Here is a 14,342-nt window from a genome sequence, read left to right on the forward strand (position 1 = left end):
ATCACGGGAGTCGTGGATCGGCGAGGGATAGGCTGAACGCGGGTGGGCCACGGGGGGCCGCGGCGCGGAGGGGGCAAGCCGCATGCTGCGATTGGCCGGGCGGTACGGCGACGGGTGGTATCCGGCGTCGGTGGTGTCGCCGCAGGAGTACTCCGAGAAGCTCGCCGCGGTGCGCGCGTCCGCCACTGAGGCCGGACGTGACGCGGCGACCATCACCCCGGCCCTTCATCGCTTCGTGGTCTTCGGATCCACCGAGCGGGAAGCGCGAGACATGTTGAACCACAAGGCAATCCGACTGCTGGGCCTGGGGGCCCCGGCGGACGTGTGGCGCCGGGCCGGAGTGGCGCACCCACTCGGCGAGGATTTCAACGCCATCGTCGACTTCGTGCCCGACCGGCACGATCGCACACAGATCGAAGAGGCGATCGCCGCCGTGCCCGACGAGGTGATGACCGAAGGATCTCTGTTGTGGGGTACTCCCGAACGGGTGAGCGCCCAACTGCGGGCTTTCGGCGAGGCGGGTCTGCGTCATGTCATCCTCGCGCCGGTGTCGGGTTTGGTATCCAGGCGGGCGGCGCTGTACGGGCTTCGGGCTACCGCGCAGGTGGCTCGGGCGTTGCGTGACTGACGCACTCGCCTCGGATGCATCTGCGCCGACAGACGTGCGCCTTGATCCGGCGCTCACCGTTGCGGCCAAGGATGCCGATCGCCGGTGACGTCACCGCCGTCGCCGAACGCGAAAGCCAAGAAGTGGAAACGCTTCCCGTCCGCCTCGAACTCGGTGAGGACCCGGGCGCCGAGTTTGGCGGTCGTGGTGTGCAGCGATCGCGGGTTGTTCGCGCCGACGAAGAGCACGCCGAGGTCATAGCGTTCGCGGTAGGCCTCGCGGGTGGCCGCATTGAACGTCGAGTACACCCCGAGGCCGCGCGCCTCGGCGGCGATACACACCGGTCCGCGAACGGCGTAGCGCTGCGAGGCGACGGGCGCGCCGTGGAACTCCAGTGTCTCGGCCAGCTCCAGCATGGTGCGCACGATCGGGGACAGGCCGGGTGCGGCGGGGTCGGGGGGTGCGGTGAGGGCAATGAAGCCCACCACCTCGCCCCCCGGTGTGACCGCGACGTGCACCCCGCCGTCGTCGATAGCGCGGGCGAACCAGCCCGGCGAGTGCAGTACCGAGATGAACCCGTCGGCGTGCTCAGCGGGGTCGAGATTGCCGATGAAATAACGATTTTCCAGCGCGACCAAGCCGTCCACGTCGCCGCGGTGGGCCAGCCGGACCTCGGGTCTCACGGGTCCATGCTCTCAGGGTGCGTAGTGGTAGGTTCCGCCGGTGGGAGAAAGAGCCGTGAGCGTACGCGATCGTCATCAGGGCCGCGCCGTGGCGGGGATCGTGGGCTTCGGTACCTACACGCCCCAGGATCGCGTCTCTGCGGCGGAGTTGGCCCGGCAGGCAGGTGTTCCGGTGGAACGGTTCACCCGCGGGATCGGCTTCGAGCACGTTCACGTCGCGGGCGACGACGAACACCCCTCGACGATGGGGCTCGCGGCGGCACGTGAGGCCGTCGCCGAGGCCGGCCTCACCGGGGAGGACCTCGACCTGGTCATCTTCGTCTCCGCCGGTGACTACGACTATCGGAACTGGTGTCCGTCGACCTCGATCGTCCGTGAACTCGGCTGCCACCACGCCTACTCGTTCGAGGTCCGCAACGGCTGCGCCGGCGGCGTGCTGGCCTGCAACGTCGCGGCGGGGATGATGGACCGCGACCCCTCGGTGAACAACGCGCTCATCGTCTGCGCGGACACCCTCAGTCGAATCGTCTCGCCCGAGATCCCGGAGTGTCACCCGCTGCTGTATTTCGGCGACGGCGCGGCGGCCGTCGTGTTGCGGCGCGACCATCCGCGCTACCAACTGCTCAGCTTCGCCGAGCACACCGACGGCGACTTGGGCGATCTGCTGCGCATCGACGCGGGCGGCACCCGGTTGCCGTTCACCAAGGATTTCGACGACTGGGATCGGGCGTACGCGCGCGTCGACGCCGAGGTCTTCGCCGACCTGATCGACCGGGTGTACCTCAACGAGTACGTCTCGGTGATCAACCGCGCAGTGCAGCGATCCGGGCATGCACTAGCCGAGATGGATTTCATCTTGATGAATCAGGTGAAGGCCTCGTTGCGGGAGCACATTCTGGAAACCATCGCCATGCCCCAGGACCACACCTACATCTCGCTGGACGAGTACGGGCATATGGGGCCCGCTGATTCGCTGTTCACCATGGCGATGGCGCATCGCGACGGGCTGCTGCCCGAAGGGAAGCTGGCGATTCTCGCGTCCAGTGGGCTGGGGTTCTCCTGGGTCGCAAGCGTTCTGCGCTGTTGAGGGCTGCGCTATGACACTCAAGCGCAGCGGAATTCCTGCCCAACTCCGGTCCTGACCTACCCCGGGTGGGCCGGGTCGGCGCACCGTCGCCGCGGCGGCTGACGCATGAGCCGTGCCCGCCTCGTAGCGACAATTGTCATCACCGAGGGCTCTGATCGCCCGCTGTGCGGCTGTTGTCGCTCGAAGGTGGGCAGAGACGACATGTGTTTTCCCGCGCCCGCGCATCCTGGCGGGACCGCGCGCTACATGTAGCGGCGGACGTTGTAGATCGGGGCGTTATCCATCGGCACCACCGCCACGGGCACGCCGTAGGTCGAGGCGTGCACCATCTTGCCGCCGCCGACGTAGATCCCCACATGCGAGGCGTCGGAGTAGTAGGTGATCACGTCGCCGGGCCGGATCTGGTTGAGCGCCACCGGCTGCCCGCCGCCGGCCAGGGCCTGGCTGGAGTGCGGCAGTGACACCCCGGCCTGCTCGAAGGCCCACACCACCAGACCCGAGCAGTCGAAGGCGTCCGGGCCCGCCGCGGCCCATACGTAGGGGGAGCCCAGCCGGGTCAGTGCCGCCCACACCGCCTTCGACCCCGCCCGCCGGCTCGCGGCAGGCCGCGCGTCAGAGCCGGGAGGCAAGACCCGGTGGACGGCCGGGGCGGCGTCGGCGGATTTGATGGCCACGGCGGGACCGGTCAGGGCCACGATCTGGGGCGGCGCGGCTTCGGTCGGGCGGACGGGGAGGAGGGCGACGGTCGCCGCGACGGCGAAGGCCAGCGCGACCAGCTTGGCAAGACGAACAAGACGTGCCATTCCGGCCTCCCGGTCCTCATCACGCGCGGTATGCGCGATCGTTACTTGACCGTGATGTCGGTGCAGCCGGTGCCGGTGTTACACCTGGTGCGGTTGTGACCTCTGGTGGCGACGTGTTCGGCCGCGGGCGAGAATCGCCAGTGCGATGACCTGCGCGACGATGATCGCGCTCAAGGTCGCTGCCCCCGGCACATCCTCGCCGCGGGCGTGCGCGAGAAGCCCGATCAACGGTTGGAAGAGCATCGCCGCGATACCCATGATCGTCATGTTCGTCAGACCCATCGCCACACCCGACAGGTGCTCGGGGGTCTCGTCCTTGACCATGGTGAAGGCCAACGCATAGGTCGAGTTGAACACCCCCAGGACGAACATCGCCACGCTCTGGACCACCTGGACGTGCAGGACGAACAGGATGAGGATCAGGGTCACCGCCGTCCCGGCCGCCCCGATCGCCAGCAGCTGCGCGGCGTTGCGGTAGCGGGAACACAGCCACGCCGAGCCGAGCATCCCGGGTAGGGCACCCCAGAAGTAGAAGGACACGCACAGCGACGCCGCCGTCAGGCTCAGGTGATGGTGCACCTGGAAAAAGGAGACGCCCCAGAGCATCCCGAACGACATCCCGGCCGAGCCGACCAGACCGCCGGCCACCGAGGAGGACAGGATCGCCGGGGAGCTCAGCAACCGCTTCATCTCGGCGGCCTGGGGCCAGTGCTCCCGGGTGCCGCCGGCGTCGCGGTTGCGGATGAACAGCACGGCCAGGACGAGCAGCACCGCCGCGGTGGCGCCGCAGAGGAGCATCCCGGTGCGCCACCCGGATCGATCGACGACGAAGCCGAGGACCTCCTGCCCGACCGCCGCGCCGACCATCCCGGCCATCTCGGTCAGCGCGGCCAGCAGTGGGAACAGTCGTGCCGGGAACCACTGCGCGGCAAGCGTCATCGCGCACACCACGGTGGGGGCGGCGCCCAGGCCCATCAGGATCCGGGTCGCCTCCGCGTAGCCGGCCGTCTGGGAAATCGCGAACAGAAACGACGCCGCCGTGCAGATCACCGCGGCGGTGATCAGCACCGCCCGTGCGCCGAACCGCGAGACCAGGATTCCCGCCGGCACCTGCAGCAGGATGTAGGGGTAGTAGAAGCTTGACGACAGGCCACCGAATCCGGCCTCGTTCAGCGACAGGTCGACGACGAGTCCCTCGCGCATCACGCTGGGGAAGGTCTGCAGCACCATCTGGAAGAACACGAACAGCGCGGCCGTGCAGAAGACCACGGTGCCGAGTCGGGCAGTCCCCATGCCGCGGCCCGCGTCGGTCCTCACGCCCCGAGCGTAACGGCGGGGACCGGCACCACTGGGCAGCATTCACAACCGCCGCGCGGGCGGATGGGCGTCCACCGTCGTCCCGGTTACCCTCAGACGATGCCGGAAACCGTGCGGGAACTCATCGGTGTCTATGACGCCGACGGCACCCTGCTCGGCGAAGCGCGCTACTGGATCGGGGCCCGACTCGGCCGGGCGCACTGCGCCCTGTGCGACATCACCCACGGGCTGTTCACCGAGCGCACCGACTGGCGGCGCTGCCGGGATCGACTCGACGTCGAATTCCGGACCTATCACCGCAACGACGCACCCGCCGACGTCCTCGCCGCGGGGTCACCACCGCCCTTCGTGGTTGCGCGCACCGATCGCGCTCTGGTGGCACTGCTCGGCCCGGCCGAACTCGACGCGTGCGCAGGTGACGTCGAGCAGTTCCACCAGGCCCTGATCCGAGCCTGTGCCGAGCGGCACCTCGACGGGATCTGACCGGTCAACGCAGCACCGCCACCAAGATGGCGGGCCGTCGGCGACCCGGGAGTTCACATCGTCACCTCGGCCACCACGGCGAAATGGTCGCTGGCCCAGACCCCGTCGGCCGCCGCGGTACCGGCCAGGGAGCATCGACGCACATGTCCCGCGCCGGGCCGCCGCGGGGTGGACACCATCACGTAGTCCAGTCGGCGATGCGGATGGATGGCGCGGCGGGGGACCAACGGGTTTCTGGCCGACCAGGTGTGTCCCGGGTCGGTGTTGCCGGCCGCGGTCCAGGCGTCGACGAGGGTGAAACTCGGTACCGCTCCGGCGGCCAGGCCGGTGGCGCGTCGGTACTCGTCGGACTCCGGGGTGCAGTTGAGGTCCCCGGCCAGGATCGCCGGAAGCGAGTCCCGCCGCTGGGTCTCATCCCCGAGGGTGTCGGCCAGGTGGGTCACCAGTGCGGTCATCTGGACGCTGCGCCGCGCGGAGTTTTCCAGTCCGTGCTCCAGGTGGGTGCCGGCCGCGATGAACGGACCACCCTCCTCAACGGGCCGGTGCACCCGGGTCACCACCACGTGGCGCCAGGTCGGCTCGCCCCTCTCGTCGGGCAGCGCGCGGAGCCGTTCGATGGTGAGCGGCCACCGGGACAGGACGGCGTTGACGACCCAGTAGGTGGCTTGGGGGTAGCGGTCGAACCCGGCGAGCTGCGCGGCGGTGACCGAGTGCAGGCCCAGTTCCTCGCCGAGCCGGGCGGCCTGAGTGGTTCCGTCCGGCTCAACCCACGATTCCTGAAGGGTGAGCACGTCGGGGTCGGTCTGCTCGATCCACGACCGCAGCGCGGCGTGCCGGTCGGACCATCGGCCCACCCGGCCTTGCACGTTCCACGTCATGATCCTCATCGGCCCATCCTCGACCATGAGTCATGGTGCATCTCGACTCGGTGAACCGCGTGATGTCCGCACCGCCACGAACGGGGTAGGTGCACCACACGAAGACCCAGCCTCGAGCCCGGTTCACTCGGAAAACGGTTTAAATGCCTGGTACCGTCGTTCCGGCCAGCTTCAACCGGGGGCGATTGGGGAGTACACCGGTTCCCAGGGACCGAAGACCGGGAAAGAAAAGACATGCTTCCTGAAATCTACTTCTCGCGACCGACGACAGTCATTCCCGAGCATGCGGTGAGCAACGACGACGTCATCGCGCTGTTGCGGGAATCTTTCACCGGAACCCCGCAGGAATTCGACCTGATCGAGCAGGGCGTCCGTTACGTCTTCGACCGCTGCAGCACCGAGATCCGTTACCTCGAGGGCGACGACATCGCCTCCCCGGGTGAATGGGCGTCCCGCGCGGCGGCCGCGTGCCTGGCGGAGAACGGCGTGGACCCCGCAGAGGTCGACCTTCTGATCTACGGCGGGGTGGCCCGCGACGCCTTCGAACCGGCGACGGCGACCGAGGTCGGCGGCCGCATCGGCGCCACTCCGGTCATTGCGATGGACGTGACCTGCGCCTGCGCCGGGCTGATCGAGGCCATGCACGTCGCCGCCGGATACTTCGCCCTGCACGAGGACGTCCAGACCGCGCTGATCTGTTCGGCGGAGATCACCCGCGACCGGATCACCTACGACCTGCAGACGGTGGAGGAGGTGATGGTCGGGGTAGCGGGCCTGACACTGGGCAACGCCGCGGCCGCACTGCTGATCACCCGCAAGCCACTACCGACCGGCGGCGCGCGCCTCGAGGCGTTCATGCACAAGACACTTCCGGAGAACTGGGAACTGTGCCGGGCACCCGTGGACGGACATTTCATGTCCAAGTCCAAGGAGTTGTTCGCCCTGTCGGTCCACGTGGTGCCGGAAATCCGCGGCCTGCTCGAGGACGCCGGCTGGGAACCCGAAGAAGTCGACCACTACGCCTTCCACCAGCCCAGCCGGGCCGTTCTGGAGCGGATCTGCTCCGACCTCAACGCCAAGCCCGACGCCTGTGTGCACACCCACTCGCTCTACGGGAACACCGCGAGTACCGCCTGGGCGCTGGCGTTCGACCACCGGCTACGCAACGGCAACGTGAACAACGGCGACAAGATCGTCATCGGCAGCGCTGCAGCGGGATTCACCATGGTGGCCGCCGCCGCGGAGTGGGTGTGCTGACACGAACCGACAACGCCCAGCTGCACCTGCGCGGCGCGCGCCGCTCAGCCCGCCGCCCACTGCTTGGCGGCTTCGAGTTCGTCCAGACCGAACAGAGCGACCTCGCCGGGGATCATCCACGCCATGGCGTGCAGCGCGTGGCCGATCCACTCCTTGTCGGTGACGACGGCGGTGCGCCTGAACGCCTGAAGATGCTTGATGTTGCTGAAGCCCTGTTTGATCTCGGCGAGCAACCCGCCCGGGCCGAAACCCTCGTAGTCGGAGCCGATCACCTCGACAAAGCGGATCTCGTGGGAATCCATCATCCGGTCCAGGGTGGGTTTGAACCGGTTGAAATCCTCTGCGGTCACCCGACCCGAAATCCGAATGCCGTCGACCCCGGCGGGCATGTCCTGAAGTTCTTCGATCATGACAACCTCCCGACCTCAACGGTAGGCAAAGCGGACCGGTGCGGCCGTGTAGCCCAGCCCTGTTGCAGCCGGCTACCCCGAGGTTGTCGCCGCGGCGCTCGCGGTTGCGATCAGTGCTTCCGGCGCCAGCGCTTCTTGTAGGCGTCGATCTCGTGCGGTTCGTCCATGTCGGCTTTGATCGTCGCCCGGTCGCGCCGGATCGTCACCCGCAGGGCCGCCCAGATCAGGCCGATGATGAGCACGGCGCTGAAGATGATGATGAGGGGGAGGGTGTCCACTGGCGAGACCTCGCATTCGTCGGATCGGCGTCGGGCGCTGCTTGCGCGCCATTCTTACGGCGGCATCTTTTCACGAGGTGCGGTTGGCAATGACAAATTCGTGACATCAGGGTTTATCGAGCAAGCGGGGTAGGAGCGTCCTGGACCGGCCGGCGGAGTCCGCGGCCGGGGACGGCCTGGGAGCACTGCCACAGGGGGCAATCCCCAGGGGGCAATCCACAGGGGGCAATCCCCAGGGGGCAATCCCCAGGGGGCAATCCAGAGGCGACCAATCCGGGAGCGCCGCGGCTCCGAATAGGGGATGACCTCCGGCCAAACGGGCCGGCATCTGACACATACCGGCTGCGCAGGCCGGGGAATGGCTTCTCAACATGGATTCGATGATCAAGTGGCTGGGGCCAGGTGCCGTCCTGGGTGGCCTGGGCGCGGCGGTGTTCTGCGGTGCGGGCCTGGCCGGCGCCGACCCCGGCGGCGAGGCCCGTTCGGCGGACCGGGCCGCCCATGCCGGCGCTTCGACGGCCGGGGCCGACAAACCCGCCCGCACGCCCCGCCCCGCGCGCGTCGCCGCCAGCCGCGTCGACCCCTCGCAGCCGCCGGCCTCCCGGCTGGGGGCCGCCCCCCCGTCGGCCCCAGCGGCCGAGGTGCCCCTGCCGCGGGTGACGCCGGCCGCAGCAGAGAGGATCACCGACAACGACCCCCCCGCGTCCCTGGCGCGCGCATCGGCTGCACCGGCCGCCGCCACACCGGCGGCCGCAGTCCCGGTGAGCCCGCCACCGGCGGCCGCCGCCACCGCGGCTTCCGGGCCCGTGGTGCCCTCCAGCGTGCCGGTCGACCCCGCGCAGTTCGCGGGGACTTACTACGAGCAGGGCAGCGTCAAACAGCTCTTCTCCATCGGACTGGTCAACACCAAGGCGGTCTACACCCTCAGACCCGACGGAACCCTCGGTGTCCGCAACTCCGGGAACTACTTCTTCCGTTGGGGCCCAAGGTCGTCGATCAGCGGGTCGGCGGTTGCGGTCAATCCCATCAACACCGCACTCAACGTCGGCTTCGGCGGGTCGACCCCGTCGGCGAACCCGCCGGGCAACTATCTGATCCTCGACCGGGCCCCGGACTACGGCTGGGTCATCGTCAGCGACCCGAGTGGCCGCAGCGGTTTCATCCTGACCCGCAGCCAGACCGTCGACCGGCAGACCTACCAGCAACTGGTCGCGCAGGCCCGCGCACTGGGGGTGTCGGGGCGCATCACCCCGACTCGGCAGATCCCCGGCTGAGCCGGCGGCCGGGCTACGCTCGCCGCATGCCGCCGAACACCTCCCGCAACGGTGCCCACGGGTGGGCGCTGGTCACCGGCGCCGCGGAGGGCATCGGTGCTCTGCCGCGAGTTGGCCGGCCGCGGCTACAACGTCGTCCTCGTCGCCCGCCGGGAGGACAAGCTGCGGGCGGTCGTGGCGCAGTTGTCGAGCGCCCACGGGATCGACACCCGGGTCCCTCGGCGATGATCGTCGATCCCAAATCCGTTGCTCGCGAGGGGGTTACCGCGTGCCTGCGGGGCGATGCGATCGTCACGCCCGGTCTGACCAACCGGCTGAGCATGGGCCTGGTCCCAGGTGGCGCTCCGCCGGTGGGCGACGGCCGCGTTGGGCTGGGGCTATCGGCGCGGCCAGTCATGACCGTGTCGAACGGGTGTGTCGCGCAGAGCCGGGCAGACGCGGCCTAACGGGGACCGGCGCGCGTCGTGACCACCCCCGCCGACGGCGATCAGGGCGGCCTGGAGCAGGTCTGTTCCGCCGACCGTAATCCGGCCCTGACCGGACTTCGGGCGGTGGCGGCCCTGACCGTGGTCGGCACCCACGCGGCCTTCGGCACCGGCGCTCTGACCCGCGGCTATCCAGGAATGATGTTGGCGCGCCTGGACATTGGCGTGGCGATCTTCTTCGTGCTGTCCGGGCTGCTGCTGTTCGGGCCGTGGGTGCGCGCGGTGGCCGCCGGCACTTCGGGGCCCTCGGTGCGCCGCTACGGCCGAAACCGGGTGCGACGGATCATGCCGGCCTACCTGATCACCGTCGTGCTGGCCTACCTGGTCTACGAGTTGCGGCCGATTGACCCCAACCCGGGACATACCTGGACCGGCCTGATCCGCAACCTCACCCTGACCCAGATCTACGGCGACTACTTCGCCGGCTACCAGCATCAGGGTCTGACGCAGATGTGGAGCCTGGCCGTCGAGGTCGCGTTCTATCTGCTGTTGCCGGCGCTGGCATGGGTGCTGCTGACGGTTCTGTGCCGGGGACGGTGGCGGCCGCGGGTGGTGCTGGCTGGTCTTGGCGCAGTCGCGGCGATCAGCCCGCTGTGGTTGATCGTGCTGCACACCACCGGCTGGCTGCCCGCCGTCGCCGGTATGTGGCTGTCGCACTATCTGATCTGGTTCGCCGGCGGGATGGCGCTGGCGGTGCTGCAGACGATGGGCGTGCGCTGCGGATGGCGGGTGGCGTTGCCCGCGGCCGTCGCCGCTTTCCTCATTGTCTCGACACCGGTCGCTGGTTCGATGAGCGCCACCGCCCCGAACCTCGGTGCGGATCTGATCCGAACCCTGCTCTACGCCGCGATCGCCACCCTGGTGGTGGCGCCGGTCGCGCTGGGCGGCCCGGCCGCAGAGGGCCCCTACACCCGGCTGCTGAGCAGCGCGCCGATGGTCCGCCTCGGTGAAATCTCTTACGAGATCTTCCTGGTGCACGTCATCGTGATGGAGATTGCGCTGACGGCGGTGCTGGGCTGGCCGGTGTTCACCGGTTCAGCCGCCGTGCTGTTCGCGGTGACGATCGTGCTCAGCGTGCCGCTGGCCTGGGTGCTGCACCGGCTGACCCGGCCCGCCGAGCCGGGTCCGGCAACCGGAAAGATCCCGTGCGCGACGGCGCGGGAATAGGGTTGTGCCCATGCACATTCGCAGCGTTCTGATTCCGGCAGTTGTCGCGACTCTTGTGGCGGCGGGTTGCGCTCGGAAGGATTCCGAAGCGCCCGTGGCCTCGCCGCCCTCGAGCGCAGCGTCCGCCCCCACGACCGCGCCCGCTGCCGGCGAGGCCACCTCGTGCGCCCCGCGGGGCGGCAACCAGATCAAGATCACCGGTGCGGCCCTCTCCTGCGACGACGCTTACACGATCGCCGCCCGCTATGACCTCCAAGGGGAGAAGTACCAGAAGATCGACGCCGCCGTCACGTGGACCTGCTACACCGGCACCGCCGAGACTCGTCCGCTGATCTTCCAGTGTGTTTCGGGCGAGGGCACCGAGTTCGGCGTCTACCCGGCGGCGTGACGCCCGCCGGCCAAGTAACGTCGGGCCGATGAAGTACGCAATCTTCGGCGGCGCCGTCAACAGCGGAACACTGGACGACATCGTGGCCGAGGCCGCGTCGGCCGAGCGTGACGGATTCGCCTCGTACTGGACACCCCACATCTTCGGCCACGACGCGTTGACCGCACTGGCCGTGGTGGGCACCAAGGTGCCCCGCATCGAGCTGGGAACCGGGGTGGTGCCCACCTTCCCGCGCCACCCGCACGCCATCGCCCAGCAGAGTCACACGGTGGCGGCCGCCTCGGACAACCGATTCACCCTCGGCATCGGTCTGAGCCACAAGATCGTCATCGAGGACATGTTCGGCCTGAGCTACGACAAGCCGGTGCGCCACCTGCGCGAGTACCTCAGCGTCTTAATGCCGTTGTCGCGCAACGAACCTGCCAACTTCGACGGCGAGACTTACCGGGTGCACGCCGGTGTCAGCGCAAAGGGGTCGGCCGGTTTCGGTGTGGTGGTCGCCGCACTGGGTGAGCAGATGCTGCGGGTCACCGCCGCGATGGCCGACGGCACACTGACCTGGTGCACGGGTCCGGCGACTCTCGCCGAGCACATCGTGCCGACCATCACCCGCGCCGCCGAGGAGTTCGGCCGCCCGGCGCCGCGGGTCATCGCCGCGTTGCCGGTCTGCGTCACCGCCGACCGCGACGGCGCGTCGGCCCGCGCGGCGGAGGCGTTCGCCGGCTACGGCGGGCTGCCCAGCTACCGGGCGATGCTCGACCGCGAAGGGGTGGCCGGCCCGGCCGACATCGCGATCATCGGCAGCACCGCCGAGGTGCAGGAGCGGGTCGGTGCGCTGGCCGGGATCGGCGTCACCGAGTTCGCGGCCGTGGAATTCGGTGCGACGCCGCAGGAGAGCGCCGACACCCGCGAGGCACTCAAAGGCCTGCTTTAGCCGCCGCTCTCGGCCAGCCCGATGCAGGTGCCGAGTTGTTGCGGCGTGCAGGGAATGCCGTTGACCGAGGGCAATTCGTTGGGTCCGCCGGAGAACACCGCCCCGACATGCGGCGGTGCGACGGGGACGACGGGCCCGCCGTTGGTGCCCCCGCTGACGCAGACACCGGCGAAGTCGCTGGGCACCGTCCCGTACGGGCATGCCATCGCCGGTGCGGCGGTGACGCAGGCTCCGGAGCCGATCAGTACCGCGCACACCCCGGTGGCGACGAAGATTCTCATAGCGGCCAGCTTATTGGGGATTCAGCCGTTCGATGACGACAGCCACCCCGAGGCCGGCGGCCCCGCTGACCGCGGCGACGCCGTAGCGGCCGTCGCGGCGTTCCAGTTCCTCCAGGCAACTGCCGACCAGGATCGCCCCGGTCGCCCCGAAGGCGTGCCCCATGGCCATGGTGCCGCCGTTGGGGTTCATCCGTTCGGGCCCGGCGTCGAGGTCGCGGCGGAACTTCACGCACAGCGCGGCGAACGCCTCGGCGAACTCGAAGACGTCGATGTCGGCCGGCCGCAGGCCGGCGCGGGCGATGACCTCGACCACCGCGCTCTGGCCGGCGGTGAGCATCACCACCGGGTTGACCGCGGTGGTGGCCGCGGCCACGATCCGACCGCGCGGCGCGACACCGGCCTGCTCGGCGGACTCTGCGGTACCCAGCAGCAGAAGCGCTGCGGCGTCGGCCATTTGGGGTGAGGTGCCCACGGTGTGGAGGTGTTCGATGGCCGCCACACCGGGGTAGGCGTTCAGCGCGATCTCGTCCTGGCCGTCGGCGCCCAACTGCGCGAAGGCCGGTGGCAGCCCGGCCAACGCCTCCAGCGTCGTCTGGCCGCGGACCAGTTCGTCGTGGTCCAGGCCCGGCCCGTGCTCGCCGCCGGGTACCGCCACCACCGAGCGGGCGAACACCCCGTCGGCCCACGCCGCAGCCGCCTTGTGCTGGGTCTCCACCCCGTAGGCGTCGAGCTGTTCACGGCACAGTCCCTCGATGGTGGCGTTGAGGTCCGCGGCGATGCCCATGTGCACCGATCCGACCGCCCGGATGGTGGCCGGGTCGGTCCACAGCGGGCCGCGGTCGGCGAACAGCGGAACCCGGGAAACCGACTCCACCCCGCCGGCCACCGCCACGCTCAGATCGCCGGACCGCAGCCGGGCGGCGGCGTGCGCGACCGCGTCGATGCCCGAGGCGCAGAACCGGTTGATCGTCAGACCCGGAACCCGGTCGCCCCAGCCGGCCAGCAGTGCGGAGGTGCGCGCGATGTCGGCACCCTGCTCGTCGACCTGGGAGGCGCAGCCGACGATGACGTCGTCGATCCGGGTGGGGTCCAGACCGGTCCGGTCGACGAGGGCGTGCTCGAGGTGGATCAGCAGGTCGGTGGCGGTGCGGTCATGCAGCGACCCCTTCGCCGAGGCCTTGCCGCGCGGGGTCCGCACATAGTCCAGAACCAGGGCGTCCAGAACTAGGGCCCGAACATGTGATTGAGCGCTCACCCGCCGGAATTCTAGTGGGTGGCCGACTGTGACCGAATCTGACAGTGCCGCGGGATAAACCGCGGGTGCTTCACGAGACACCGTCGCCAAGCTCCGACTGGGCGGTGCGCCAACCCCACGCTCGTGGGTGGCTCGGATGACGAAGCGGCCCGTACCTGGCTGACTACGCCAAGGCGGGCGTTCTCTTCGTCGAAGGGCCACTCGATGAAGCGGTGCTCGAAGGGTATGCGGGCCTGGAATTGGGCGCGGCTGGCGTCAAGATCATCCCTGCATACGGCACAGGCGGTCACATACGATGCAGGGCGCAAGATTTCCGACTTCTAAATTAGCGCTGTTGTAGAAATCTTGTCTCCAGGGTCTTGAGTCTGGGGTGGTTCACGTTGCTGACGAGCGATGGGGTGGCGGGCGATGCCCAGTACGAATGGTCTGAGGGGTTCGGGCGGGTTCGCGGGTTGCGGGCGCTACGTGGGCCGGGTGGGGGCTTTGGCGGTGGCGTTGGGGGTCAGCGCGGCGGTCTCGGCGCCATCGGCAGCCGCTGATCGTCGTGATGGGGATTCCGGGGGGTCGAGTTCGTCGGCGTCGCCTTCTGCGTCGTCGGGTGCCTCGCCTCGGCCGGCTGGGGCGGCCGGTGACCGGCGGGCCACGGTGCGTGGGGTGGATTCCGCTCCCGTCGGATCGGTGCCGGCGGAAGCGGTAGCGGAAGCGGATGCGGAAGTAGCAGCAGAAGCGGTGGCGCCGCGCCCGGAGCGGGACTC

16 protein-coding genes, 2 pseudogenes and 1 riboswitch are annotated in these 14,342 nt (G+C 69.3%); of the genes and pseudogenes, 9 read left to right on the top strand and 9 right to left on the bottom strand.

The features are described from left to right. Positions 1–76 precede the first annotated feature (76 nt). A pseudogene (locus tag ADBZ5N_RS11865) lies at positions 77–628 on the top strand (LLM class flavin-dependent oxidoreductase); the annotation flags it as partial. A 53-nt stretch (positions 629–681) separates the two neighbouring features. On the opposite strand, the gene ADBZ5N_RS11870 reads toward ADBZ5N_RS11865, so the two are convergent. Next, a complete protein-coding gene (locus ADBZ5N_RS11870; RefSeq protein ID WP_526257682.1) occupies positions 682–1,290 on the bottom strand; it encodes a GNAT family N-acetyltransferase in 609 nt (202 codons plus the stop codon). Positions 1,291–1,345: 55 nt separating this feature from the next. Here ADBZ5N_RS11870 and ADBZ5N_RS11875 point away from each other — a divergent pair, with 55 nt between their 5' ends. After that, on the top strand, positions 1,346–2,377 hold the full coding sequence (locus ADBZ5N_RS11875) for a 3-oxoacyl-ACP synthase III family protein (protein WP_526257683.1): 1,032 nt from the start codon (positions 1,346–1,348) through the stop codon (positions 2,375–2,377). Between the two features lie 242 nt (positions 2,378–2,619). Here the strand turns inward: ADBZ5N_RS11875 and ADBZ5N_RS11880 are convergent, their stop codons facing one another. After that, positions 2,620–3,180 carry an NlpC/P60 family protein gene (locus ADBZ5N_RS11880; RefSeq protein ID WP_526257684.1) on the bottom strand — a complete coding sequence of 187 codons (561 nt, stop codon included), beginning with the start codon at positions 3,178–3,180 and terminating at the stop codon, positions 2,620–2,622. Between the two features lie 78 nt (positions 3,181–3,258). Beyond that, positions 3,259–4,497, bottom strand: coding sequence for an MFS transporter (locus tag ADBZ5N_RS11885; protein WP_526257685.1), 1,239 nt, complete (start codon positions 4,495–4,497; stop codon positions 3,259–3,261). Between the two features lie 99 nt (positions 4,498–4,596). Here ADBZ5N_RS11885 and ADBZ5N_RS11890 point away from each other — a divergent pair, with 99 nt between their 5' ends. Beyond that, entirely contained in the window at positions 4,597–4,980 is a 384-nt protein-coding gene (locus ADBZ5N_RS11890) for a hypothetical protein (RefSeq protein ID WP_526257686.1), read from the top strand. 53 nt (positions 4,981–5,033) lie between these two features. Here the strand turns inward: ADBZ5N_RS11890 and ADBZ5N_RS11895 are convergent, their stop codons facing one another. Beyond that, a complete protein-coding gene (locus tag ADBZ5N_RS11895; RefSeq protein WP_526257687.1) occupies positions 5,034–5,867 on the bottom strand; it encodes an endonuclease/exonuclease/phosphatase family protein in 834 nt (277 codons plus the stop codon). Between the two features lie 225 nt (positions 5,868–6,092). On the opposite strand from ADBZ5N_RS11895, the gene ADBZ5N_RS11900 reads away from it, so the two are divergent. Next, positions 6,093–7,115, top strand: coding sequence for a 3-oxoacyl-ACP synthase III family protein (locus ADBZ5N_RS11900; protein WP_526257688.1), 1,023 nt, complete (start codon positions 6,093–6,095; stop codon positions 7,113–7,115). 44 nt (positions 7,116–7,159) lie between these two features. On the opposite strand, the gene ADBZ5N_RS11905 is transcribed toward ADBZ5N_RS11900, so the two are convergent. Together ADBZ5N_RS11905 and ADBZ5N_RS11910 are read right to left on the bottom strand one after the other, a co-directional pair. Continuing rightward, complete coding sequence (locus tag ADBZ5N_RS11905; RefSeq protein ID WP_526257689.1) at positions 7,160–7,525, bottom strand: STAS/SEC14 domain-containing protein; 366 nt, start codon at positions 7,523–7,525, stop codon at positions 7,160–7,162. Between the two features lie 110 nt (positions 7,526–7,635). Next, positions 7,636–7,803 carry a hypothetical protein gene (locus tag ADBZ5N_RS11910; protein ID WP_526257690.1) on the bottom strand — a complete coding sequence of 56 codons (168 nt, stop codon included), beginning with the start codon at positions 7,801–7,803 and terminating at the stop codon, positions 7,636–7,638. A 380-nt stretch (positions 7,804–8,183) separates the two neighbouring features. Between ADBZ5N_RS11910 and ADBZ5N_RS11915 the strand changes: the two genes are divergently transcribed. The 5 genes from ADBZ5N_RS11915 (at position 8,184) to ADBZ5N_RS11935 (ending at position 12,051) form a co-directional block, all read left to right on the top strand. Then, positions 8,184–9,077, top strand: coding sequence for a lipocalin family protein (locus tag ADBZ5N_RS11915; protein WP_526257691.1), 894 nt, complete (start codon positions 8,184–8,186; stop codon positions 9,075–9,077). A gap of 96 nt (positions 9,078–9,173) precedes the next feature. Further along, positions 9,174–9,305 (top strand): hypothetical protein, encoded by a 132-nt coding sequence (locus tag ADBZ5N_RS11920; protein ID WP_526257692.1) that lies wholly within the window; start codon positions 9,174–9,176, stop codon positions 9,303–9,305. A 236-nt stretch (positions 9,306–9,541) separates the two neighbouring features. Further along, positions 9,542–10,729, top strand: coding sequence for an acyltransferase family protein (locus ADBZ5N_RS11925; RefSeq protein ID WP_526257693.1), 1,188 nt, complete (start codon positions 9,542–9,544; stop codon positions 10,727–10,729). Between the two features lie 94 nt (positions 10,730–10,823). Beyond that, on the top strand, positions 10,824–11,117 hold the full coding sequence (locus tag ADBZ5N_RS11930; protein ID WP_526257694.1) for a hypothetical protein: 294 nt from the start codon (positions 10,824–10,826) through the stop codon (positions 11,115–11,117). 28 nt (positions 11,118–11,145) lie between these two features. Then, complete coding sequence (locus tag ADBZ5N_RS11935) at positions 11,146–12,051, top strand: TIGR03564 family F420-dependent LLM class oxidoreductase (RefSeq protein WP_526257695.1); 906 nt, start codon at positions 11,146–11,148, stop codon at positions 12,049–12,051. On the opposite strand, the gene ADBZ5N_RS11940 is transcribed toward ADBZ5N_RS11935, so the two are convergent. The 3 genes and pseudogenes from ADBZ5N_RS11940 to ADBZ5N_RS11950 form a co-directional block, all read right to left on the bottom strand. After that, positions 12,048–12,332 carry a hypothetical protein gene (locus ADBZ5N_RS11940; protein ID WP_526257696.1) on the bottom strand — a complete coding sequence of 95 codons (285 nt, stop codon included), beginning with the start codon at positions 12,330–12,332 and terminating at the stop codon, positions 12,048–12,050. The genes ADBZ5N_RS11935 and ADBZ5N_RS11940 overlap by 4 nt on opposite strands. A gap of 10 nt (positions 12,333–12,342) precedes the next feature. Then, on the bottom strand, positions 12,343–13,587 hold the full coding sequence (locus tag ADBZ5N_RS11945) for a thiolase family protein (protein ID WP_526257697.1): 1,245 nt from the start codon (positions 13,585–13,587) through the stop codon (positions 12,343–12,345). Positions 13,588–13,655: 68 nt separating this feature from the next. Beyond that, a riboswitch (SAM riboswitch) is annotated at positions 13,656–13,767 on the top strand. A 281-nt stretch (positions 13,768–14,048) separates the two neighbouring features. After that, positions 14,049–14,342: pseudogene (locus ADBZ5N_RS11950) on the bottom strand (hypothetical protein); the annotation flags it as partial.

The sequence above is a fragment of the Mycobacterium sp. genome, from assembly GCF_044370595.1.
In the GTDB taxonomy this organism is placed as follows: domain Bacteria; phylum Actinomycetota; class Actinomycetes; order Mycobacteriales; family Mycobacteriaceae; genus Mycobacterium.

Excerpts from the sequence above, each read along its gene's own strand:
- ADBZ5N_RS11880 (WP_526257684.1), bottom strand. The coding sequence starts at position 3,180 with ATGGCACGTCTTGTTCGTCTTGCCAAGCTGGTCGCGCTGGCCTTCGCC.
- ADBZ5N_RS11890 (WP_526257686.1), top strand. The coding sequence starts at position 4,597 with ATGCCGGAAACCGTGCGGGAACTCATCGGTGTCTATGACGCCGACGGC.
- ADBZ5N_RS11895 (WP_526257687.1), bottom strand. The coding sequence starts at position 5,867 with ATGAGGATCATGACGTGGAACGTGCAAGGCCGGGTGGGCCGATGGTCC.
- ADBZ5N_RS11900 (WP_526257688.1), top strand. The coding sequence starts at position 6,093 with ATGCTTCCTGAAATCTACTTCTCGCGACCGACGACAGTCATTCCCGAG.
- ADBZ5N_RS11905 (WP_526257689.1), bottom strand. The coding sequence starts at position 7,525 with ATGATCGAAGAACTTCAGGACATGCCCGCCGGGGTCGACGGCATTCGG.
- ADBZ5N_RS11915 (WP_526257691.1), top strand. The coding sequence starts at position 8,184 with ATGATCAAGTGGCTGGGGCCAGGTGCCGTCCTGGGTGGCCTGGGCGCG.
- ADBZ5N_RS11935 (WP_526257695.1), top strand. The coding sequence starts at position 11,146 with ATGAAGTACGCAATCTTCGGCGGCGCCGTCAACAGCGGAACACTGGAC.
- ADBZ5N_RS11940 (WP_526257696.1), bottom strand. The coding sequence starts at position 12,332 with ATGAGAATCTTCGTCGCCACCGGGGTGTGCGCGGTACTGATCGGCTCC.